General features: G+C 66.6%; 18 protein-coding genes and 1 pseudogene. 12 read left to right on the forward strand and 7 right to left on the reverse strand.

The features are described 5' to 3' along the window. Nucleotides 1-25: 25 nt before the first annotated feature. Genes LGM71_RS32365 through LGM71_RS32375 form a run of 3 tightly spaced genes read right to left on the reverse strand, consistent with a single transcriptional unit; the run spans nt 26 to nt 3649 of the window. Nucleotides 26-811: an enoyl-CoA hydratase/isomerase family protein gene (locus tag LGM71_RS32365; protein WP_124629762.1), complete on the reverse strand. Its 786-nt coding sequence runs from the start codon at nt 809-811 to the stop codon at nt 26-28. Between the two features lie 17 nt (nt 812-828). Next, nucleotides 829-2436 (reverse strand): carboxyl transferase domain-containing protein, encoded by a 1608-nt coding sequence (locus tag LGM71_RS32370; protein ID WP_151050990.1) that lies wholly within the window; start codon nt 2434-2436, stop codon nt 829-831. A 31-nt stretch (nt 2437-2467) separates the two neighbouring features. Then, complete coding sequence (locus tag LGM71_RS32375; RefSeq protein ID WP_059599720.1) at nt 2468-3649, reverse strand: isovaleryl-CoA dehydrogenase; 1182 nt, start codon at nt 3647-3649, stop codon at nt 2468-2470. A gap of 171 nt (nt 3650-3820) precedes the next feature. On the opposite strand from LGM71_RS32375, the gene LGM71_RS32380 reads away from it, so the two are divergent. Further along, nucleotides 3821-4567 (forward strand): TetR/AcrR family transcriptional regulator, encoded by a 747-nt coding sequence (locus LGM71_RS32380; RefSeq protein WP_059599719.1) that lies wholly within the window; start codon nt 3821-3823, stop codon nt 4565-4567. Between the two features lie 69 nt (nt 4568-4636). On the opposite strand, the gene LGM71_RS32385 is transcribed toward LGM71_RS32380, so the two are convergent. Continuing rightward, a complete protein-coding gene (locus tag LGM71_RS32385; RefSeq protein ID WP_059532660.1) occupies nt 4637-5125 on the reverse strand; it encodes a MarR family winged helix-turn-helix transcriptional regulator in 489 nt (162 codons plus the stop codon). 198 nt (nt 5126-5323) lie between these two features. Here LGM71_RS32385 and LGM71_RS32390 point away from each other — a divergent pair, with 198 nt between their 5' ends. The 5 genes from LGM71_RS32390 to LGM71_RS32410 all read left to right on the forward strand — a co-directional run bounded on the left by LGM71_RS32390 (nt 5324) and on the right by LGM71_RS32410 (nt 11166). Next, on the forward strand, nt 5324-6403 hold the full coding sequence (locus LGM71_RS32390) for a Rieske 2Fe-2S domain-containing protein (protein WP_226118569.1): 1080 nt from the start codon (nt 5324-5326) through the stop codon (nt 6401-6403). After that, nucleotides 6400-7365: a PDR/VanB family oxidoreductase gene (locus LGM71_RS32395; protein WP_226118571.1), complete on the forward strand. Its 966-nt coding sequence runs from the start codon at nt 6400-6402 to the stop codon at nt 7363-7365. Before LGM71_RS32390 ends, LGM71_RS32395 begins: the two co-directional genes overlap by 4 nt. Nucleotides 7366-7413: 48 nt before the next feature. Then, entirely contained in the window at nt 7414-8475 is a 1062-nt protein-coding gene (locus LGM71_RS32400; RefSeq protein ID WP_226118572.1) for an aromatic ring-hydroxylating dioxygenase subunit alpha, read from the forward strand. A 152-nt stretch (nt 8476-8627) separates the two neighbouring features. Then, nucleotides 8628-9971 carry an MFS transporter gene (locus tag LGM71_RS32405; RefSeq protein WP_319000407.1) on the forward strand — a complete coding sequence of 448 codons (1344 nt, stop codon included), beginning with the start codon at nt 8628-8630 and terminating at the stop codon, nt 9969-9971. Between the two features lie 100 nt (nt 9972-10071). After that, complete coding sequence (locus LGM71_RS32410) at nt 10072-11166, forward strand: porin (protein ID WP_226118576.1); 1095 nt, start codon at nt 10072-10074, stop codon at nt 11164-11166. Between the two features lie 21 nt (nt 11167-11187). On the opposite strand, the gene LGM71_RS32415 is transcribed toward LGM71_RS32410, so the two are convergent. Further along, entirely contained in the window at nt 11188-11634 is a 447-nt protein-coding gene (locus tag LGM71_RS32415; protein ID WP_151050977.1) for a hypothetical protein, read from the reverse strand. A gap of 421 nt (nt 11635-12055) precedes the next feature. Between LGM71_RS32415 and LGM71_RS32420 the strand changes: the two genes are divergently transcribed. Further along, nucleotides 12056-14242: a TonB-dependent siderophore receptor gene (locus tag LGM71_RS32420; protein WP_226118578.1), complete on the forward strand. Its 2187-nt coding sequence runs from the start codon at nt 12056-12058 to the stop codon at nt 14240-14242. A 54-nt stretch (nt 14243-14296) separates the two neighbouring features. Further along, nucleotides 14297-14585: pseudogene (locus LGM71_RS32425) on the forward strand (c-type cytochrome); the annotation flags it as partial. Nucleotides 14586-14619: 34 nt separating this feature from the next. Here LGM71_RS32425 and LGM71_RS32430 read toward each other — a convergent pair. Then, nucleotides 14620-16542, reverse strand: a complete 1923-nt coding sequence (locus LGM71_RS32430; RefSeq protein WP_226118580.1) for an SMP-30/gluconolactonase/LRE family protein — start codon at nt 16540-16542, stop codon at nt 14620-14622. Nucleotides 16543-17222: 680 nt separating this feature from the next. Further along, entirely contained in the window at nt 17223-18416 is a 1194-nt protein-coding gene (locus LGM71_RS32435) for a porin (protein ID WP_226118582.1), read from the reverse strand. Nucleotides 18417-18730: 314 nt separating this feature from the next. Here LGM71_RS32435 and LGM71_RS32440 point away from each other — a divergent pair, with 314 nt between their 5' ends. The 4 genes from LGM71_RS32440 (at nt 18731) to LGM71_RS32455 (ending at nt 21439) form a co-directional block, all read left to right on the forward strand. Further along, nucleotides 18731-19363, forward strand: coding sequence for a LysE family translocator (locus tag LGM71_RS32440; protein WP_151050782.1), 633 nt, complete (start codon nt 18731-18733; stop codon nt 19361-19363). A 42-nt stretch (nt 19364-19405) separates the two neighbouring features. Further along, nucleotides 19406-19942, forward strand: a complete 537-nt coding sequence (locus LGM71_RS32445; RefSeq protein ID WP_226118584.1) for a GNAT family N-acetyltransferase — start codon at nt 19406-19408, stop codon at nt 19940-19942. A 97-nt stretch (nt 19943-20039) separates the two neighbouring features. Further along, complete coding sequence (locus LGM71_RS32450; protein ID WP_226118587.1) at nt 20040-20774, forward strand: metallophosphoesterase family protein; 735 nt, start codon at nt 20040-20042, stop codon at nt 20772-20774. Between the two features lie 53 nt (nt 20775-20827). Continuing rightward, a complete protein-coding gene (locus LGM71_RS32455) occupies nt 20828-21439 on the forward strand; it encodes an alpha/beta fold hydrolase (RefSeq protein ID WP_059598715.1) in 612 nt (203 codons plus the stop codon). Nucleotides 21440-21457 lie beyond the last annotated feature (18 nt).

Raw genomic sequence — 21457 nt, forward strand, 5'->3', positions numbered from 1 at the left:
CGTCCGGAAAGTTAGGGGCACGCCGTCATTCACGCCACGAAGGCGTGCGTTTCTCGAGGAAGGACGCGATCCCTTCGCGCGCTTCCGCGCCGGCGCGGGTCCGCGCGATCCAGTCGGCGGTCTGCTCGATCAGCGTCGCGTCGAGCGGCCGGCCGGCCACGTCGGCGACGAGCCGCTTGCACGCACGCACCGCATCGGGGCCGTTCGCGACGAGCGTCGCGGCCAGCTTCGCGACCGTTTCGTCGAGCGCCTCGGCCGGCACGGCATCGTGAATGAAGCCGAGCGACGCGGCGCGCGCGCTGTCGAACACTTCGGCCGTCGTGAAGTAGCGACGTGCCGCGCGCTCGCCCATCGCGCGCACGACGTACGGCGCGATCGTTGCCGGAATCAGCCCGAGCCGCGCTTCGGAGAGGCAGAACTTCGCGCCTTCGGCGGCGATCGCGATGTCGGCCGCCGCGACGAGGCCCACGCCGCCCGCATACGCGTCGCCGTGCACGCGCGCGATCACCGGCTTCCCGCAGCGATGGATCGCCTCGAGCATCCGCGCGAGCTTGCGCGCATCGGCGCGATTCTCGTCGTCCGAGTAACCGGCCATCTTCTTCATCCAGTTCAGGTCCGCGCCCGCGCAGAACGCCGCGCCTTCCGCCGCGAGCACGACAGCGCGCACGCCGGCGTGCGCATCGAGCCACTCGAACGCGGTGGTGAGCTCTGCGATCGTCGTCTCGTTGAACGCGTTGCGCACGTCGGGCCGCGCGAGCGTGACGGTCGCCACGCGATTTGCTTCGTTGACCTTGATGGTTTCGTATCGCATCGTCCGCCCCTCGCTCGTTACATCCGGAACACGCCGAAGCGCGTATCGTCGATCGGCGCGTTCATCGACGCGGCAAGGCCGAGGCCCAGCACGTCGCGCGTCTGCGCGGGATCGATCACGCCGTCGTCCCACAGCCGCGCGCTCGCGTAATACGGATGGCCCTGCCGTTCGTACTGGTCGCGGATCGGCTGCTTGAACGCCTCTTCTTCGTCGCTCGACCACGAACCGCCCTTCGCCTCGATGCCGTCGCGGCGCACGGTCGCGAGCACCGATGCCGCCTGCTCGCCGCCCATCACCGAGATCCGCGCGTTCGGCCACATCCACAGGAAACGCGGGCCGAATGCGCGGCCGCACATCCCGTAGTTGCCCGCGCCGAACGAGCCGCCGATGATCACCGTGAACTTCGGCACCTTCGCGTTCGACACGGCCGTCACCATCTTCGCGCCATGGCGCGCGATGCCTTCGTTCTCGTACTTGCGGCCGACCATGAAACCCGTGATGTTCTGCAGAAACACGAGCGGAATCTTGCGCTGGCAGCACAGCTCGATGAAATGCGCGCCCTTCACGGCCGATTCGGAGAACAGGATGCCGTTGTTCGCGACGATCCCGACCGGATGGCCCCAGATGTGCGCGAAGCCCGTGACGAGCGTCGTGCCGAAGCGCGCCTTGAATTCGTCGAACTCCGAATCATCGACGATGCGCGCGATCACCTCGCGCACGTCGAACGGCTTGCGCGTGTCGACCGGAATCACGCCGTACAGGCTCTTCGCGTCGTAGCGCGGCGGCTTCGGTTCGCGCACCGCCACTGGCGATGCGATCTTCGGCGCGAGATGATCGACGATGTTGCGCGCGATCGACAGCGCATGCGCGTCGTTCTGCGCGAGATGGTCGGCCACGCCCGACAGGCGCGTGTGCACGTCGCCGCCGCCGAGATCCTCCGCGCTCACTTCCTCGCCGGTCGCGGCCTTCACGAGCGGCGGGCCGCCGAGAAAAATCGTGCCCTGGTTCTTCACGATGATCGACTCGTCGCTCATCGCCGGCACATACGCGCCGCCCGCCGTGCACGAGCCCATCACGACCGCGATCTGCGCGATTCCCGCGGCGGACATCGTTGCCTGGTTGAAGAAGATGCGGCCGAAGTGGTCGCGATCGGGAAACACGTCGTCCTGGTTCGGCAGGTTCGCGCCGCCCGAATCGACGAGGTACACGCACGGCAGCCGGTTTTCCGCAGCGATTTCCTGCGCGCGCACGTGCTTCTTGACCGTCATCGGGTAGTAGGTGCCGCCCTTGACCGTCGCGTCGTTGCATACGATCACGCACTCGCGGCCCGCGATCCGGCCGATCCCGGTGATCACGCCCGCACCTGGCGCGTCGTCGTTGTACATGCCGTTCGCCGCGAGCTGCGACAGCTCGAGGAACGGCGCACCCGGATCGAGCAGCTGCGCGATGCGCTCGCGCGGCAGCAGCTTGCCGCGCGACAGGTGCTTGTCGCGCGCGGCCTGGCCGCCGCCTTGCGCGAGCTGTTCGATCTTCGCGCGCAGGTCGGCGACGACCGCCTCCAGCGCCGCGGCGTTCGCGCGGAATTCTTCCGAACGCGGGTTCAGTTTCGATTCGATGATCGGCATCGACGGGGCTCCGTTCGCGTATCGTGGGGCGTTACATCGTTTCCGCGAACAGCTCGCGGCCGATCAGCATGCGGCGGATCTCGCTCGTGCCGGCGCCGATCTCGTACAGCTTCGCATCGCGCCACAGGCGGCCGACCGGGTATTCGTTGATGTAGCCGTTGCCACCAAGGATCTGGATCGCCTCGCCGGCCATCCACGTCGCCTTCTCGGCCGTGTAGAGGATCACGCCCGCGCAATCCTTGCGCACCTGGCGGATGTGGTCGCTGCCCGCCGAGTCGAGATGGCGGCCGACCGCATACAGGTACGCGCGGCACGCCTGGAACGTGGTGTACATGTCGGCGACCTTGCCCTGGATCAGCTGGAATTCGCCGATCGACTGGCCGAACTGCTTGCGGTCGTGGATATACGGCACCACCGCGTCGAGACACGCGGCCATGATGCCCGTCGGGCCGCCCGACAGCACCGCGCGTTCGTAGTCGAGGCCGCTCATCAGCACCTTCACGCCGCCGTTGAGCTGGCCGAGGATGTTCTCCTCCGGCACCTCGACGTCCTGGAACACGAGTTCGCCCGTGTGCGATCCGCGCATGCCGAGCTTGTCGAGCTTCTGCGCGACCGAGAAGCCCTTCATCCCCTTCTCGACGATGAACGCGGTGATGCCGCGCGGGCCGGCGTCGATGTCCGTCTTCGCGTAGACGACGAGCGTGTCGCAGTCGGGGCCGTTGGTGATCCACATCTTCGTGCCGTTGAGCACGTAGCGGTCGCCGCGCTTGTCCGCGCGCAGCTTCATGCTGACGACGTCGGACCCCGCGTTCGGCTCGCTCATCGCGAGCGCGCCGATGTGTTCGCCCGACACGAGCTTCGGCAGATATTTCTGCTTCTGCGCCTCGGTGCCGTTGCGGTGGATCTGGTTCACGCACAGGTTCGAGTGCGCGCCGTACGACAAGCCGATCGACGCCGAGGCGCGCGAAATCTCTTCCATCGCGACCATGTGCGCGGTGTAGCCCATGTTCGCGCCGCCGTATTCCTCGGCGACCGTCATGCCGAGCACGCCGAGATCGCCGAACTTCTTCCACAGATCCATCGGAAACTGGTCAGTGCGGTCGACTTCCGCCGCGCGCGGCGTGATTTCCTTGGCCGCGAACGTCGCGACGGCGTCGCGCAGCATCTCGATGTCTTCACCGAGCATGAATTGCACACCGGGCAGGTTGATCATGTCTCCTCCGTCTCCAGAAAGTGGGGCGCACGCGCCGATTTCTGAGTGTCGCTCAAATCGGATCAATGCGTCGATTCATTAAGCCAATACAGCGTAAATTTTGCACAGTTTCGCGCCTCGTCCGGCTTGGCGTCAATAGTTTTTTGAGTGACACTCAGATATCATTGCAGCATGACAGCCGCTACCGCCGACACCATGACCGCCACCGCCAAAGCCGACCACCCCGAGCCGTCGCGCGCACCTGCCGGGCGCAAGTCCCAGCAGCGCGTGCAGGACATCCTGCGCGCCGGTCGTGAAGTGTTCGCCGAAAAGGGTTACGAGCATGCGACGGCCGCCGAGATCGCGCAGCGCGTCGGCGTATCGGAGGCGACGGTGTTCAGCTACTTCCGCGGCAAGCGCGAGCTGTGCGCGCGCGTGATTGCCGACTGGTATGACGAAATCATTGCCGCGTTCGAACTCGGGATGCCGCAGGAAGCGTCGGTGCAGCAGCAGTTCGCGTTCATCGTGCGCACGCACCTGCGGCTGATGCTGGTGAACGGCACCGGGCTGTGCGCGCTGGTGCTGTCGGAGGGGCGGGCGAAGCAGCATGCGTTGAGCGACGAGCTCACCGCGCTGCAGCGCCGCTACACGGCGCCGCTGATGGACGTACTCGCGCGCGGCCAGGCGGCCGGGCAGGTACGCAGCGACATGCCGCTGAGCCTGCTGCGCTCGATGGTGTTCGGGCCGATCGAGCACGTGCTGTGGGATGCGATCCTCGGGCACCGCAAGCTCGATACGGAAACGACGGCCACCCAGCTCGTGGACATGCTTTGGGCCGCCGTGCAGCCGCCCGCGCCGGAACAAGCGGCGCTCGTGCGCTTCAGGAACGAGGTCGCGGAAGCGGTGCGGCGGCTGGAAGGGGAAGCGTCACGCCCATAATGCAGGCAGGCGGCGCGAAGCTGCTGCCGCCTTGCCGCATCTGCTCTTCCATCGCGCGGAAATCAGCCGCTACGACTCCTCGCCGACCCGCAGCGGCGCACGGCTCTGCTCGTTGTTCAAATGAACGAACTTGCGCAACAGGCGCATCAGTTCCCGCGAATCGTCCTCCCCCATGCCGTCGAACAGGCCGGCGCGCAGTTCCTGCACCGACGGAATCAGGTGCGTGAGCAGCTCGACACCCGCCGGCGTCAGCAACAAGCGCCGCTGACGCCGCGGTAACACTTCGCGAACGATCAATCCTTTCGCTTCGAGCCGGACCGCGAGGTCCGCGGTCGTCGACGTGTCGAGCGCCACTCGCTGCGCGAGCGTCACCTGATCGAGCCCCGGGCACTCGTAGAGCATCCGCAGGACCGCGTACTGCACGGGCGTCACGTCCCGGCCAAGCTTCTCGTAGAACATCGCAACCGCGATCTGGTGCGCACGCCGGATCAGGTGCCCGGGTTCGTCGTACAGGTCGAGCGGGAAAGCGGGCGCGTCGGCGGGATTCGTTTTTTCCATGAATGAGTCGATGTCATAGGCGGCGCACGCTGTTGCGTGCGCCGACGGCATGGCACTGCGTCGCGCCATTTCCCGGGAAAACCAGTATACCGCTCGCCTTGCCCTGACCAACATCAATAAGTACACTGAATCTCATTCAGTACACGGAATGAAGAATTGCCGCGCACCGGCGGCACCGCCCTGAAGGAGACGAAGAACGTGTTTCTCAAGAACGCTTGGTATGTCGCGTGCACGCCCGATGAAATCGACGGCAAGCCGCTGGGCCGCAAGATCTGCAATGAGTCGATGGTGTTCTACCGCGCGGCGGACGGCCGGGTCGCCGCGCTCGAAGACTTCTGCCCGCACCGCGGCGCGCCGCTGTCGCTGGGATTCGTGCGCGACGGCGTGCTCGTGTGCGGCTATCACGGGCTGGAAATGGGCTGCAACGGCAAGACGGCCGGCATGCCGGGCCAGCGCGTCGGCGGCTTTCCGCCGATCCGCAGCTTTCCTGTGGTCGAGCGGTATGGATTCGTCTGGGTGTGGCCCGGCGATGCGTCCGCGGCCAATCCCGACAAACTGCCCGCGCTCCAGTGGGCCGAAGATCCTGCCTGGGCATACGGCGGCGGCCTGTATCACATCCGTTGCGACTACCGGCTGATGATCGACAACCTGATGGACCTCACGCACGAGACCTACGTGCATGCGACGAGCATCGGCCAGAAGGAAATCGACGAAGCGCCGCCGAAGACGACCGCCAACGGCGACGAAGTCGTCACGAGCCGCTTCATGGAGAACGTGATGCCGCCGCCGTTCTGGCGGATGGCGCTGCGCGGCAACGGGCTGGCCGATGACGTGGCGGTCGACCGCTGGCAGATCTGCCGCTTCACGCCGCCGAGCCACGTAATGATCGAAGTGGGCGTCGCGCACGCAGGCCACGGAGGCTACGACGCGCCGGCCGAGCTGAAAGCGTCGTCGATCGTGGTCGACTTCATCACGCCGGAGACGGACACGTCGATCTGGTATTTCTGGGGGATGGCGCGCAACTTCCGGCCCGACGATCACGCGTTGACCGCCGAGATCCGCGACGGCCAGGGCAAGATCTTCGCCGAGGATCTCGAGATGCTCGAGCGCCAGCAGCTCAACCTCGAGCAGTGGCCGGACCGCAAGCTGCTCAAGCTCAACATCGACGCCGGCGGCGTGCTGTCGCGCAAGGTGATCGAGCGGCTGCTCGCCGACGAAAGTGCATCGAGTCCGCAGCGGCCCGTGATTCCGGTCGCGCAGATCAAGGAGGCGTCATGAGCGCCGCGACGCTGACGGTCCGGGTGGCCCGCAAGTGGCAGGAAGCGCGCGACATCTGCGGTTTCGAATTCGTCAGCGATGACGGGTCGTCCCTGCCGCGCTTCGACGCCGGCGCGCATATCGACGTGTATTTGCCGGGCGGGCTCGTGCGCCAGTACTCGCTGTGCAACCACCCCGAACCCGGCGATCGATACCAGATCGCGGTGCTGCGCGATGCCGAGGGTCGCGGCGGGTCGCGCGCGATTCACGATGACGTCCGGCAAGGCGATACCGTACGGATCGGCATGCCGCGCAATCAGTTTCCGCTCGCGCCCGACGCGCCGCACCACCTGTTGCTCGCGGGCGGGATCGGCGTCACGCCGATTCTCTGCATGGCGGAACGGCTGTTCTCGTCCGGCACGCCCTTCGACATGCACTACTGCGCGCGTTCGACCGATCGCATGGCCTTTGTCGAGCGGATCAAAGCAGCCGGGTTCCGCGACCGCGCCCGCTTCCACGTCGACGACGGCGACCCCGCGCAACGCCTCGACCTGCCCGCCGTACTCGCCGCAGCGCCTGACGGCACGCACCTGTACGTGTGCGGCCCGCGCGGCTTCATGGACGCGGTGCTGAACGCCGCGCGCGAGCGCAACTGGGCCGACGAGCGGCTGCATTACGAGTTCTTCGGCGGCGCGGTTGCGTCGTCCGGCGCGGATCGCGCGTTCCAGGTCCGCATCGCGAGCAGCGGCAAGGTGATCGACGTGCCGGCCGAATGCACGGTCATCGCCGCGCTGGCAGCCAACGGCGTCGATGTGCTCACGTCGTGCGAGCAAGGCGTCTGCGGCACCTGCGTGACGCGTGTGCTCGAAGGCGAGCCCGATCATCGCGATTCGTATCTGACGGAAGCGGAACAAGCGGCCGGCGACCAGTTCATGCCGTGCTGCTCGCGATCGCGAAGCGATCTGCTGGTACTCGACCTGTAGACGGACCGCCCGACACGCGGCGGCCAATCACAATACTGGAGACGATCAATGGAGCAGCCTGCCCGGCCACCCATCAACACAACGCGATTCCCGGTCGACCGATGGTGGGTCGCCGCGCTGTCGTCCGAACTGACGGACAAACCCGTCGCCCGCACGCTGCTCGGCCGCCCGGTCGTGCTGTTCCGGTTGCCGTCCGGGGAAATCGGTGCGCTGGAAGATCGCTGCTGCCACAAGTCGCTGCCGCTGTCGTGCGGCTCGCTCGAAGCGCGCGGCCTGCGCTGCGGCTATCACGGCCTGCTGTTCGACCGCGACGGCGCCTGCGTGGAGATTCCCGGGCAGGACCGGATTCCGGCAAAGGCGTGCGTGCCGTCGTATCCGGTGCGGGAACAGGACGCGATCGTATGGATCTGGATCGGCGCCGATGCGCACGCCCAACCAACCTGCGCGCCGCCGCGCTATGCGTTCCACACGGATCCGCAATACCGGTTCGGCGGCGGCAACTACCATTACGACGCACCGTATCAGCTGATTCACGACAACCTGATGGATCTGAGCCACCTCGGCTATGTCCACCTGAAAACGATCGGCGGCAACGCGCCGCTGCACATGGGTGCGGAAACCTGCGTCAGCAGCGACGGCGACACGGTGACGCTGGTCCGCCGGATGCCGGATTCCGACCCGCCGCCGACCTACACGGCCGCATGGCCGTTCGCGGGCCGGGTCGATCGCTGGCAGGAAATCGAATTCCACGTGTCGCATATCCGGATCTGGACCGGCGCGATGGACGCCGGCACCGGCGACCTGCTCGATCCCGCGCGCGGTGGCTTTCACATGCGCGGCTTCCACGGCATCACGCCAGAGACGGACACCACGACGCACTATTTCTGGACCGTCGCGACCAATCCGCAATACGACGTCGAACGCGTCGCGCAAACGGTCATCGAGCAATCCGCGGCGACGTTCGATGAAGACAAGACCGTGATCGAAGCGCAATACCGGAATCAGCTTCGATTTCCGGACAGCCGCCAGATCGACATTCACGTCGACGCGGGCCCCAATCGCGCGCGGCGCGTGATCCAGCGGCTGCTGCAACAACCCGAACCCGCGTAACCGTCGCGCCGGCGCGCGAACGACGCCTGACGGTCGCGGCAGGCATTCACCGCGGTTGGCAGACAGCACACGCATTCGCCCCGCTCGCCAAAACCGGCTTCGATTTTTTCCAATTCGATTAGTCATACTATTTTTTATGAAGGGTCTTTGACGTGAGTGCAAATATCCGCAATACGATCGACGCATCACCGATGAGCACGTTCCAGACGATGGCGGTCACGGCCTGCGTCGTGCTGAACATGCTCGATGGCTTCGACGTGCTGGCCATCGCGTTTGCCGCGCCGCACCTGGCCGCCGAGTGGAAACTGAGCGGCAAGGAAATCGGCCTGCTGCTGAGCGCGGGGCTCGCCGGCATGGGGATCGGCTCGGTGCTGATCGCGCCGCTCGCCGATCGCATCGGCCGCCGCCGCATCATCCTGTTCTGCCTCGCCGTCATCTCGACCGGGATGCTCGCCTGCGCGGCCACGCACAGCACGCTGCAACTCGCGATCGCACGTGCGTACACGGGGCTCGGCATCGGCGGCATGCTGGCGAGCCTGACCGTCATCAGCGGCGAATACGCATCGAACAAATGGCGCAGCGCAGCGATCGGCATGCAGTCGACCGGCTACGCGATCGGCGCCACCGCCGGCGGGGTCATCGCCGGCTACCTGCTGTCGACGTGGGGATGGCGCAGCGTGTTCGCGTTCGGCGGCATCCTGACCTTGACGGCGATTCCGATGGTGCTCGCACTGCTGCCGGAATCGCTCGACTTCCTGCTGGCACGGCGTCCGGACGACGCGCTGCAGAAAATCAACCGCATCCTCGCGAGAATGAAGCGCGCGCCGATCGACGCGCTGCCGGCCGTGACCGCGTCCATCGACACGACGAGCCCCGCGTCGAGCTGGACGGCCGTGCTGCGCGCGCCGCTCACGCGCCGCACGATCGCGCTGTGGATCGCGTTCTTTCTCGTGATGGGCAGCTTTTATTTCGTCGTCAGCTGGACGCCGAAGCTGCTGGTCCAGGCCGGGCTGTCGGCATCGCAGGGCGTGACCGGTGGCGTGCTGCTCAACCTCGGCGGCATCGCGGGCGCGTCGCTCTTCAGCTTGCTGTCCACCCGGTTCGGCCTGCGCAACCTGCTGGGCGCGACGCTGTTGCTGGGCGGCGCGCTGATGGTCGTGTTCGGCATGAACACCGGCTCGCTCGGCATCGGGATGACCGTCGGGGTGTTCCTCGGCGCCGTGATCAATGCGTGCGTGGCCGGCATGTATGCGTTGTCGCCGACGCCCTATCCCGCCGAGATCCGTACGACCGGCATCGGTCTCGCGGTCGGCATCGGCCGACTCGGCGCGATCCTGTCGCCGATGACGGTCGGCGCGCTGCTGGACGACGGCTGGTCCGTGCCCCGTCTCTATCTCGCGTTCCTCGTGCCGATGGCCGGCGCGGCGATCGCCGTCGCCGTGGCGGGCGGGCGCGCCGCGGCGCCGCACCGGCAACGCGACCCGGCGATCTCGTAACGCGCGACGCCCGCAGTCCTGCCGATACCCGTCGGCATTCCGGACATGTCCCGGGCCTGAAACATTGATAAGTACATCTACATACTGTTTGGAGACAACCATGAAAACGAAACTGGGCGTCGTATTCGCGACGGCGATGGCGCTGGCCGGACCGGCCTGTGCGCAAAGCAGCGTCACGCTGTACGGGATCATCGATACCGGCGTGTCCTACTACAACAATGCGGCACACGGCGGGACGTTCACCGGGATGCCGACGCTGACCGGCGAAGTGCCGTCACGCTGGGGCCTGCGAGGCACCGAGGATCTCGGCGGCGGCTACCAGGCGTTCTTCGTGCTCGAAAACGGCTTCCAGCCCGGCACCGGTGCGCTGAACTACGGCGGGCGTCTGTTCGGGCGGCAGGCGAACGTGGGCGTGAACAGTCCCTTCGGCGCGCTGACCCTCGGCCGCCAGATGAACATGTCGATGATCGTGCTGACCAATGCCGACGTGATCGGCCCGTCGATTCATTCGATGGCGGATTTCGACTCGTATCTGCCGAACGCCCGCAGCGACAATGCGATCGGCTACAAGGGCACGTTCCACGGCGTGACGCTCGGCGCGACCTACAGCTTCGGCCGCGACGCGGCCGGGCCGGCGGGACCGTCCGCGACGGGCTGCGGGGGACAGGTGCCCGGCGACATCGTAGCCTGCCGCCAATACACGGCGATGCTCGCCTATGACGCGAGCAATTTCGGGGTCGCCGCATCGCACGACGTGATGCGCGGCGGTGGCGGCGCGCTCGCGCCGCTGAACAATCCGGCGTACACCGACACGCGCGACATCGTCGCCGGCTACGTGAAGATCGGCCCCGCGAAACTCGGCGCCGGCTGGATCCGCCGCAACCTCGCGGCGGCCGCACACCTGCAGGCCGACATCGTGTTCGCCGGCGGCACGTACTACGCGACACCCTACCTCGCGCTCGACCTGCAAGGCGTGCGCTACCTGCAACGCCGCGAAAACGGCGAAGGCGGCACGAACGCCACGCTCTTCGTCGGCCGAGCGAACTATTTCCTGTCGAAGCGGACGACCGTCTATACGTCGGTGGGCTATATGTTCAACAGCACGCTGGCCGCGAACGCGGTCGCCGCCGGCGGGGCGGTCGGCACCGGGATGAATCAGCTCGGTGTGATGGCCGGCATCCAGCAGAAGTTCTGATCGCCGGACATCGCCCGTCGATCAATCGGCAAGCCGGCAATGCGAGAGTTTCAACCCGGGCAGCACCGGCGCGTCGATATAGCCTTCGTTCTCGCAACTGAAGCGGAAATTCGCGGATGCCGTGAACGGCTTGATCTCGCCGCCGGGGAATTTCGGTTTCAGCGCGGCCTGGTCGGCCACGTCGAAATGCGTATCGAACTGTTCCCCGTCGGTCGTCAACGCACCGAAGTACGTGCCGCCCGGGTCGCTGCCCATCCGGATCACGGCGCCGACGAACGCGAGGCGCTTGCCGTCGTATTTCGTCTTCGCGGCGGCCATGTCCTGCGTATAGGCCTCGATCACGGTGCCGTAGTGCGCGTCGATCGCGGGCTCGGCGGCCGGCGCGGCGCAGGCGGCCTGGTACACGCCCGCCAGCAGCGCGCATGCGGCCAACGCGGCCGTCATGAACGGCGCGGAAATCTTCTTCATGGGTGGTCTCCCGTCAAGCGTAGTGGTTGAAGTCGTTGACCGAGGCGCGGCGCCGGCTGCCCGGCACCACCCCGGACGATCGTGCTGCCGTTGCTTTATTCGTTCGAATCGCGGAACGCGGCTGCGGTCACTTCACCACCTGCATGGTCGACGGCGGTGCGAAACATCGCGCTGCACGCGACGTGACAGGAAGATGGCATGGTGCGGCCCCCGGCTCTCATTGAATTTCACTGCGTCTGATTTTGGCCGCTACGGTAGCAGACGGCCGAAGGCCCGGCAATCGCGATGCACGGTCCATATCGGCCTCGTTACAATTGCAAACGATTCTCATTACGTATATCATGCGCGTCCTGCCTCGGCGAATCAGTGAAGCGCCGCGGCCCGCGCCTTCATCCTTAGCACTCCGTCCATTCATCGATTCATGCCATCCCGTCGACCGCCCCGCCGCGCGCGGACCTTGCGTCCGTGGCGCGCGAGCCTGCCTGCCCTGATCACCCTTTGCGTCGCAAGCGGCGCGCATGCGGATGCCGAACCTGTCGCCACGGCCTCGCCGGCCGCGCCCTCGGGCTCGTCGACGCCCGCGCCGCCCGAACGCGAACTGCCGACGATCAGCGTCAGCGCATCGGCGGCCACCGATCCGACCGTCGGCTACCAGCCGCGCACCAGCAGCGTCGCCGGCGGCGACGATCGTCCGCTCAAGGAGATTCCGCAATCGGTCGCCGTGGTCAGCAGCAGCGTGATGCAGGACCAGCAGGCGCGTTCGCTCGACGACGTGCTCGGCAACATCAGCGGCGTGACGCAGACCAACACGCTCGGCGGCACGCGCGACGCGTTCATCAAGCGCGGCTTCGGCTCGAACAACGACGGTTCCGTGCTCGTCGACGGCGTGCGCACGCCGGTGCTGCACAGCTACCTCGCGACGATCGACCGCGTCGAAGTGCTGAAGGGCCCCGCTTCGCTGCTGTACGGGATGCAGGACCCGGGCGGCGTGATCAACCTCGTCACGCGCAAGCCGGAAGAAACATTCGGCGGCTCGATCTCGGCCTCGCGCACGAGCCACGGCGGCAGCAGCGCGCAGTTCGACCTGACCGGCCCGCTCGGCAAGCCGGGCCAGGTCGCGGGCGGCACGCTCGCGTTCCGGCTCACCGGCGAGTACGACACGAGCCGCTATTGGCGCAGCTTCGGCCGCCAACGCAATGCGCTGATCGCGCCCGCGCTGTCGTGGCACGACGCGAACACGTCGATCGACGTCAGCTACCAGTACGTCGACTACACGATGCCGTTCGATCGCGGCACCGTGCTCGTGAACGGCCGCCCCGACGATGCGCTGCGCTATCGCCGCTACGAGGAAGCGTGGGCGCAAAGCAGCGGAATCCAGGAAACGCTGCGCGCGCGCATCGAGCACCGCTTCTCCGACGCATGGCGCGTGCGCGCGACCTACGGCTGGGGCCGCGACCGCTACGATCAATACATCACCCGCGCGACCGCCTTCAACAGCACGACCGGCGCGCTATCGCGCACGTCCGACGCGAACCTCGGACGCAACGACTCCGACCAGATCGCGACGCTCGGCCTGCTCGGCAACCTGACGCTCGCGGGAATGAACCACGCGCTCTACATCGGAGGCGAATACGAGCGGCAGCGCAGCTTCCGCGGCGACACGATTCGCGGTACCGCGACCAAGGGCTTCAATCTCTACGATCCCGTCTACGGTCTGCTCGCGCCCGGCGGCACGGTAAGCACGAAGCAAAGCGATTCGCTTTCGAAGGTCCACACGTACTCGATGATCGTGCAGGACTCCGTGAAGATCACCGACCGGCTCACCGCGGTCGGCGGGTTGCGCTGGGAGGACTGGCAGCAGGAATCGGGAATGGGGCGGCCGTTCGTGTTCGCCGACCGCTCGCACGGCAACGTGTGGCTGCCGCAGTTCGGGCTCGCCTATGCGCTCACGCCGTCGCTGACCGCGTATGCGAACGTGAGCCGCTCGTTCAAGCCGAACGTCGCGTCGAACGTCGCTGCGCCGCTCGCGCCGGAATTCGGCCGCGTACTGGAAGCCGGCCTGAAGTTCAACCTGAAGCCCGGCATCACCGGCACGCTCGCGGCCTATCAGATCGACAAGCGCAACGTCGCGGTCACGGTCGGCGACATCACGTCGACCATCGGCACCGCGCGCTCGCGCGGGATCGAACTCGACGTCGCGGGGCAGCTCACGCGCCATCTGAGCCTGATCGGCAGCTACGCGTACACGAACGCGAACGACCGCGACAGCAACACGCCGCTCGTCAACGTCGCGCGCCACACCGGCAGCCTGTTCGCGGTGTACGACACGGCGATCGCGAACCTGCCCGGACGCTGGCGCTTCGGCGGCGGCGCGCGGCTCGTCGGCGCACGGCCCGGCGACACCGCGAACAGCTTCACGCTGCCCGGCTACGTGACCGTCGATGCTTTCGCGGCCTATGAAACGACGATCGGCAAGTTCCCGACACGCATTCAGCTCAACGTGAAGAACCTGCTCGACAAGACCTACTATCCGTCGAGCAACAGCAATCTGATCGTCGCGGTCGGCGAGCCGCGGCTCGTCACGCTGACGACGACGGTGTCGTTCTGATGCACCTTCGCATCGGGCGGCACGATCACCGTCGGCAACATGACATGGACGATCAAGCCAGTCTTTCCCGCGCTCTGGGGTGCCCGCTCGTTCAACTTGGGCGCAGGCATAGGCGACATCCGCAACGCGGCCGGCTTCGTGAAGGCCAATATGCCGCTCGGCCTCGGCGGCACGCTGACCAATCAGGAAGCGCGGGACGTCGCGACCTTCATGGACAATCACGAGCGCCCGCAAGCCCCCCCGTTTCGCCGGCTCGGTGCAGGACACGCGCGCGAAATTCCACGACACGCCCGACTCGAAGTACAGGCGCGCAGTGAACGGCCGCGTGCCCGGCGCGCCATGAAACCCTGCTGGCCCGAGCGGCGCGGCATGCCAGATCACGGATGCCAGCGATACACGACGAGGCTCGACCCGTTGTAGTTGTCCTTCGTGATCACGTATTCGCCGGTCGTGCGCAGGTACGCACGGATGCCATACATCGAGTCGACGTCGTTGCCGACGTCCATCGCCGACGTGTTCGAATTCGTCAGCGTGGTCACGAGGCTGCCGGTGTTCAGGTCGAACACGTCGACGTTCGGCACCGTGTGCACGTAGCCGACGAACAGGTAGTGGCCTGCCGCCGCCATCGATTTCGGATTCGCGCTCGTCAGGTTGATCGCGACGTTCGGCGTGCTCGTGTTGCCGGCCTTCCAGCCGCGATAGACCTCGATGTGCCCGTTCATCGCTGTCCAGTCCCAGCTGCCCGAGATGCCCTGCGCGAGGATCATCGTGTCGCTGTCGGCCTGGTAGATGATTCGTGTGAGCGGCAGCACGGTGCGCGGAATCGGAATCTGCACCGGCTTGCCCCATGTCGGTTTCCCGGTCGCGTCGAAACCCGTCATCGGATAATGCGAAATGTTGTTCGTGCGATCGAGCCCGGCCCACACGTCGCCGTTGTCGTCGAGCGAGAAGCCGGCCGTCACCTGCAGCGTCGTGTTGAACGGCTTGCCGGGGATCGAGCCGTCCGGAATCGCGATGTAGCCGCTCGCGCCGTTGAAGTGATAGATGTTGTAGTTGCCCGGATTCTGTCCGGTCGCGACCAGCATCCGCGTGCCGTTCACGAGCGCGAGCTGGCCGAAATGTTGACCGCGCTGGTAGTCGTTCATGTCGAGGCGCGGGTCCTTCGGATAGGTGAACGGATCGATCGTGTTCGCGACGAACGTGCCGCCCGCGGTGCCGGTGTACACGTTGTTGCCGCTGTAGAAGAATGCGCCGTCGGTGGCGGGATCGGGCGCGGCGGCAGCCTCGAAGTTCAGCGCCTGCAGCTTCCATTGCAGCACGCCCGTCGGGCTGTACGAATGGAGGTCGGTGCTGCCATTGCGCCCGAGATCCCAGCCGCCGCCCCACGCGTTGTTCAGCACGTACAGGTTGCCGGCCGCGTCCTTGCCCATGCCGGCGACGCGCGTGAAGCGCTTGTCGCCGACCTGCCCCTTGATGCCCGAAGTCGTGTCGAGATACCCGCCCTGCACGCCGAACGTGCCGAGCTGCACGGGCTGGCCCACGAGCGCGTAGATCTTGATGTTCATGTCGGGGCCTTCGTCGCCCACCAGCAACTGCCCGCTCGGCGCATCGAAATACAGCGACGCCGGCCGCGCGCGGGCCGCCATCTGGATCGTGCTCATCGCCGTGCCCGTCGGGCTGAACTGCGCGACGACACCCGCACTCTTGCGCGCGACCCACAGGTTGCCGGCCGCATCGAGCGCCAGCGCACCGGGGCCCGATACGCCGATATCGCGCTGCCACACGCCGTCCGTCGTGTAGACGCGCACGCGGTTACCGTAGAAGTCGCTGACGTACAGCAGGTTGCCGGTCGTCGCGAGGCCCGTGATCACGTCCGCGTACTGGATGCCCGTCCACGTGCTGACGGGAATGCGCAGGTCGCGCTGGTTCGTGCTGCGGTTGTAGCGGCCGACCGAGCCGCTGCCGAACGTGCGGTTGTAGCCGAGCGCGACGAACAGCGAGTTCGCGTTGCCGGTGATCGCGCCACCCTGGAATTCGTCATGGATGCCGATCGTGCCGAGCGTCTGCCCGTTCTGGTAGATCGCGACACCGCCCGCGTTCTCGTCCCAGCGCGACGCCGTATAGATCACGCCCTCGGGCGCGACCCAAAGCGAGCGCGCACCGTTGCCAACGTGCGCGGCGAGCGTGCCGAACGTGTTCGCGAGCCAGTCCGTCGTGTATTGCGCTTGTGCGTGACCGGCCGGCGCCAGCATTGCCATGCACAGCCCAAGCAATGCCGCACGAATTTGTTTCGATAACATGAATGATGCTCCCGGACGATCGTTTTTTACACTCTAATTCGCCGCGTATGAAATATTGGTGATTTTTTCAAAAACCGATTCAATTTCGCTGCGAATGATTCATTACATTCCTTTACCGCGCGATGCCGCCTGACTGAAGACGCATCGCTCCGGGCTTCGTATAGCAGCCCCCCGCCCGACAGCGCTCTCGAGAGCCGCTTTTTCCGGCACTTTATTCCGAAGCACCTAATCCGAGCGCGTCATTTTTTCTGATTCGCGCGCATTGAACTTCGATTTCCGTCGAATCGATTAAATGATTACAAATCGAAATTAAAATGAAAGAGAAAAAATATTGTCCCGTGCGCGCTGCATTGCCGGGAAAATCGTGAATACATGAAATAAGGCGACGTGCGGCGGGTTGCCGTTGCCAATGAAGATGCGGATGAGAAGCGGGATGTACCCCGCGTGCGGCGAAGGAGAGGTGGACAGCGATGATGAGGAAGGCCGCGCCCCGGCCGGGCGTGCGGCCGGTTCAGGTCAGCTCGCGCTGTCGAGCGTCGCGCCGCCCCAACCGTCGAGGCACCTGGGCAGCGCATCGACGACGTCGATCACGCGCTGGCGGTGGAACAGACATCGATCAGCAGCGGGCCACGCAACCGGCGGCCCGCATCGAACGCGAGCGGCCGGTCATGCGCGTGACGTCAGAACTTCTGGCGCAGGCCGAGGCTGACAATCGCCTGCGACCGCGAGTCGGACGAGTGGCCGTTCGCCTTGTCCGACACCGATGCGGTCGCGGCCACCGGCCGGCCGAGCGCGTCGAGCGTCGTGCCGGACGCATGCTGGTACGCGCCGAGCAGGTACACGCTGGTGCGCTTCGACAGGTCGTAGACCGCGCCAAGCGTGACGTTGTGATACTGCGCGCGGTTGTCGATGCCGTCGACGTCACTGCCGCGCGTGTAGCTGTAGCCCGCGAACAGCTGCGTCTGCGGCTGCACGTTCCAGCGCGTGAACACGCCCGCGACGTTGAAGGTCGCGTGGCCGTTGAACAGCGACTGGGCACCGCTGCGGTACTGCACGTTGCTGTAGTTCACGCCGACCACGGCCGGGCCGAAGTCGTACGTCGCGCCGGTCGCGATGATCTGCTGCGACTGCGCGCTCGCATAGCCTTCGTTGATCGACGAGTTGAACAGGCCGTCGTCGGTGCTCTGCCACTTGCCGGCCGTCGGGTCGGTCGCGCCCGTCTTGCTGTTGTCCGAACGCTCGTAGCCGAGGCCCACGCGCAGCGGCCCCGCCGCGTATGCCGCGCCGATGCTCCACGTGTTGCGCTGCTTCATGCTGCCCGGCTGGCTGCCGAAGCCGTACAGCGCGCCGAACGTGAAGCCCGCGTAGTTCGCGCTCGTGTACTTGATCGAACTGTCGACGCGCGCGGTCTGGTCGAGATCGTCGATGTCGCCCGGGTGCGCGCCGAAGCCGCCGATGAACGACGACGGGCCGACCGGGCTCACGAAGTCGTCGAGCGACGTGTACTGGCGGCCGAGCGTGACCGTGCCGTAACGGTTGCTGCCGACGCCGACGAAGGCCTGCCGGCCGAACTGGCGACCGCCCTGCCCCGACGTGCCGTTGGTGATGTCGAAGCCGTTCTCGAGCACGAACAGCGCGCGCATCCCGCCGCCGAGATCCTCGGAACCCTTGATGCCCCAGCGGCTGCCGGACAGGTTGCCGGTGGTCAGGCCGACGTTCGAATGCCCTGTATAGGCGCCCGGCGAGCCGACCCGTTCGTTGCTGCGATAGGTCACGCCCGCGTCGACGATGCCGTACAGCGTGACGGAGCTTTGCGCGGATGCGATGCCCGCGAGCGAGAGCAGCAGCGGTGCTGCGATCAGTTGCTTGTTCATGGTTTTTAGCGTCTCCGGGCGGTGAGCCCGTTGTTCTATGCGAGTAGCGCGTGCGGCCGGGAGCCCCGCCGGCATGCGACGCCGGCCGCGTCCGCACACGGGAACGCGCGCGTGCGATACGCGCGCGCGACGTCGCGGCGAGCATGCCCGCCACGGCCGCCATGGTAGTTGGAACCGGTTCCCATCAACAGCGCAATAATGAAAACAACTTCTTGCCAGAATCGAGATAATCGGTCGCGCAGCGAACGCCGCTGTACAGCGCGACAACGCGCGCCCGATAATCGAGCACCCGCGTTCCACATGGAGTCATCGGCATGCATCAAACGACCTTGCTGATCTTCGCCGCCGTCGCGTTCGTCGGTATCGCGACGCCAGGCCCGACCGTGCTGCTCGCACTGACCAACGGCTCGCGCTACGGCGTGCGCCGCGCGGCCTACGGTTTCGCCGGCGCGATGCTGTCCGACTTCGTGCTGATCGTCGCGGTCGCGCTCGGCCTCGGCGCCCTGCTGATGGCCTCGGCATGGTGGTTCTCGGTGGTGAAATGGCTGGGCGCCGCCTATCTCGCGTATGTCGGCATCCGGCTGCTCACGTCGAAGGGCTCGCTCGACGTCACCGTCGGGCATGGCGGCACGGCGCACGGACGCAACGCGTCGATCTTCGCGAAGAGCTTCCTGACCGCGGTGACCAATCCCAAGGGCTATCTGTTCTTCTCCGCATTCCTGCCGCAGTTCCTCGATCCGTCCGCGCCGCTCGCGCCGCAATACGTCGCGCTCGCGGTCACGTTCGCACTGCTCGACGGGGCTGTGATGTTCGGCTACGCGCTGCTCGGCGCTCGTGCGGTGCGGCTGCTGAAGCGCTCGGGCGCGCTGTGGCTCGAACGCACGTGCGGCGCGATGCTGCTCGCACTGGCCGGTTCGCTCGCGCTGTACCGGCGTCATGCCGCATAGGCGCGTCGGCATGCGCGCCGCATCGCGCGTGATGGGTCGGCGATGAGGATCGCCGCGCCGCCCCGCTCCGGTTTCCCCGGCCTGTCGCTCCGGCAGCTCGACCGCGCGGATCTCGACGCGTGGTACGCGTACCTGTCGAAACACGACGTCGTCCGCCACACGAGCTGGAACCTGCATGCGCGCGACGATCTGCTGCCGCTGTTCGACGATATCGAGTCGACTCATCCGGATTCGATCCGCCGTCTCGCAATCGTCGACGACGCGTCGGGCGCGCTCACGGGGACGATCGGACTGCATACGGTGTCCACCGCGAACCGCTCGGCCGAGATCGCGTACGACCTCGCACCGTCGCACTGGGGGCGCGGCATCGCGAGCGCGCTGTGCACGAGCGTCACCGCGTGGGCGTTCGCCGAAGGTGGCTTCATGCGCATCCAGGGCGTCGTGCTGAGCAGCAACGCCGCCTCCGCGCGCGTCCTGCAGAAATGCGGCTACCGGTACGAAGGGTTGTTGCGCGCGTACCGGATGGTGCGCGGCGTGCCGGGCGATTTCGCGATGTACGCGCGCATCGCGACCGACTGAAACTCGTCGCGCGTCGCGCGTGTCGCGTCACCGACGCGATTGGACGAACCGCGCCGAATTCGCGACAATCGTCGTTCCCCGCCTCGACTTGCTCACCATGAAAATCGCCGCGCTGTCCGACATCCACGGCAACCTCGCCGCGCTCGACGCGGTGCTCGACGACGTGCGTCGCCGCGGCGCCGACGTGATCGTCAACCTCGGCGACATCGTGTCGGGCGCGCTCTATCCGGCCGAAACGGCCGACCGCCTGATCGCGCTCGACCTGCCAACCATCAAGGGCAATCACGAACGGCAACTGCTGACCGGCGATCGCGACACGATGCGGCTGTCCGATCGCTGGGCGCACGATGCGCTGCGCGACGACCATCGCGCGTGGATCGCCGCGCTGCCCGAGCGCCTGACGCTCGACGACGACGTGCTGATGGTGCACGGTACGCCCGCCAGCGACCTCGTCTATTTCCTCGAGACGGTGACGCCCGATGGCTGCCGCGCGGCGACGCCCGATGAAATCGCGCAGCGCGCAGGCGACGCGCCGGCGTCGCTGATCCTGTGCGGCCACACGCATGTGCCGCGCATCGCGAAGCTCGACGACGGCCGTGTGATCGTCAACCCGGGCAGCGTCGGGCTGCAGGCGTACATGGACGATCTACCGCATCCGCACCGGATCGAAACCGGTTCGCCGCATGCGCGCTATGCAATGGTGTCGCGCACGTCGGCCGGCTGGCACGCCGAGTTCCATGCGGTCGAATACGACTGGCATACGGCCGCAGTCACCGCGGCATCGCGCGGCCGCGACGACTGGACCGTCGCGCTGCGCACCGGCCGGTGCTGACGCAGCGTCACGCCTTGTTCAACCCACTTCGCTTCCCGGAAAACCATCCCGTCATGCCCGTTCCATCGCAACTGCTCTTCCTGCCCGGCGCGTCGGGCAGCACCGCGTTCTGGCAACCGCTCGCGAGCCGCCTCGCGCATCCGGCCGCGCGACGGATCGTCGGCTATCCGGGCTTCGGCGACACGCCGCGCGATTCGACCGTCGACGACTTCGACGGCCTCGTGCGCCATGTGCTGACCGCGATCGACCGGCCGACCGCCGTGATCGCGCAATCGATGGGCGGCGTGATCGCGATGCGCGCGGCGCTCGAACGTTCGGCGCTCGTCACGCACCTGGTGCTGACGGTCACGTCCGGCGGCCTCGACATGCAGGGGCTCGGCGCGCAGGACTGGCGCGCCGCCTTCGCGGAAGCGAACCCGCAGTTGCCCGACTGGTTCCTGACGTTTCGCGCCGACCTGTCGCATGACCTCGGCCGCATCGCGCAGCCGACGCTCCTGCTGTGGGGTGATGACGATCCGATCAGTCCGGTCGCGGCCGGCCGGCGCCTGCTCGAACGGCTGCCCGATGCGCAGCTGCATGTCGTGCCGGGCGGCCGCCACGATCTCGCGGCGATGCATGCGGATACGCTTGCACCGCTTGTCGACGCGCATCTGCAGCGCGTGTGACGCGGGCCGCTTCGATTC

Source organism: Burkholderia sp. AU33545 (assembly GCF_020419685.1).
Lineage (GTDB): Bacteria > Pseudomonadota > Gammaproteobacteria > Burkholderiales > Burkholderiaceae > Burkholderia > Burkholderia diffusa.

Bases quoted from the DNA above. Each gene is read 5' to 3' on its own strand.
- LGM71_RS32375 (WP_059599720.1), bottom strand. From the start codon at position 3,649: ATGATCAACCTGCCCGGTGTGCAATTCATGCTCGGTGAAGACATCGAG.
- LGM71_RS32385 (WP_059532660.1), bottom strand. From the start codon at position 5,125: ATGGAAAAAACGAATCCCGCCGACGCGCCCGCTTTCCCGCTCGACCTG.
- LGM71_RS32450 (WP_226118587.1), top strand. From the start codon at position 20,040: ATGAAAATCGCCGCGCTGTCCGACATCCACGGCAACCTCGCCGCGCTC.
- LGM71_RS32370 (WP_151050990.1), bottom strand. From the start codon at position 2,436: ATGCCGATCATCGAATCGAAACTGAACCCGCGTTCGGAAGAATTCCGC.
- LGM71_RS32415 (WP_151050977.1), bottom strand. From the start codon at position 11,634: ATGAAGAAGATTTCCGCGCCGTTCATGACGGCCGCGTTGGCCGCATGC.
- LGM71_RS32445 (WP_226118584.1), top strand. From the start codon at position 19,406: ATGAGGATCGCCGCGCCGCCCCGCTCCGGTTTCCCCGGCCTGTCGCTC.
- LGM71_RS32435 (WP_226118582.1), bottom strand. From the start codon at position 18,416: ATGAACAAGCAACTGATCGCAGCACCGCTGCTGCTCTCGCTCGCGGGC.
- LGM71_RS32420 (WP_226118578.1), top strand. From the start codon at position 12,056: ATGCCATCCCGTCGACCGCCCCGCCGCGCGCGGACCTTGCGTCCGTGG.
- LGM71_RS32395 (WP_226118571.1), top strand. From the start codon at position 6,400: ATGAGCGCCGCGACGCTGACGGTCCGGGTGGCCCGCAAGTGGCAGGAA.
- LGM71_RS32400 (WP_226118572.1), top strand. From the start codon at position 7,414: ATGGAGCAGCCTGCCCGGCCACCCATCAACACAACGCGATTCCCGGTC.
- LGM71_RS32455 (WP_059598715.1), top strand. From the start codon at position 20,828: ATGCCCGTTCCATCGCAACTGCTCTTCCTGCCCGGCGCGTCGGGCAGC.
- LGM71_RS32440 (WP_151050782.1), top strand. From the start codon at position 18,731: ATGCATCAAACGACCTTGCTGATCTTCGCCGCCGTCGCGTTCGTCGGT.
- LGM71_RS32380 (WP_059599719.1), top strand. From the start codon at position 3,821: ATGACAGCCGCTACCGCCGACACCATGACCGCCACCGCCAAAGCCGAC.
- LGM71_RS32410 (WP_226118576.1), top strand. From the start codon at position 10,072: ATGAAAACGAAACTGGGCGTCGTATTCGCGACGGCGATGGCGCTGGCC.
- LGM71_RS32430 (WP_226118580.1), bottom strand. From the start codon at position 16,542: ATGTTATCGAAACAAATTCGTGCGGCATTGCTTGGGCTGTGCATGGCA.
- LGM71_RS32365 (WP_124629762.1), bottom strand. From the start codon at position 811: ATGCGATACGAAACCATCAAGGTCAACGAAGCAAATCGCGTGGCGACC.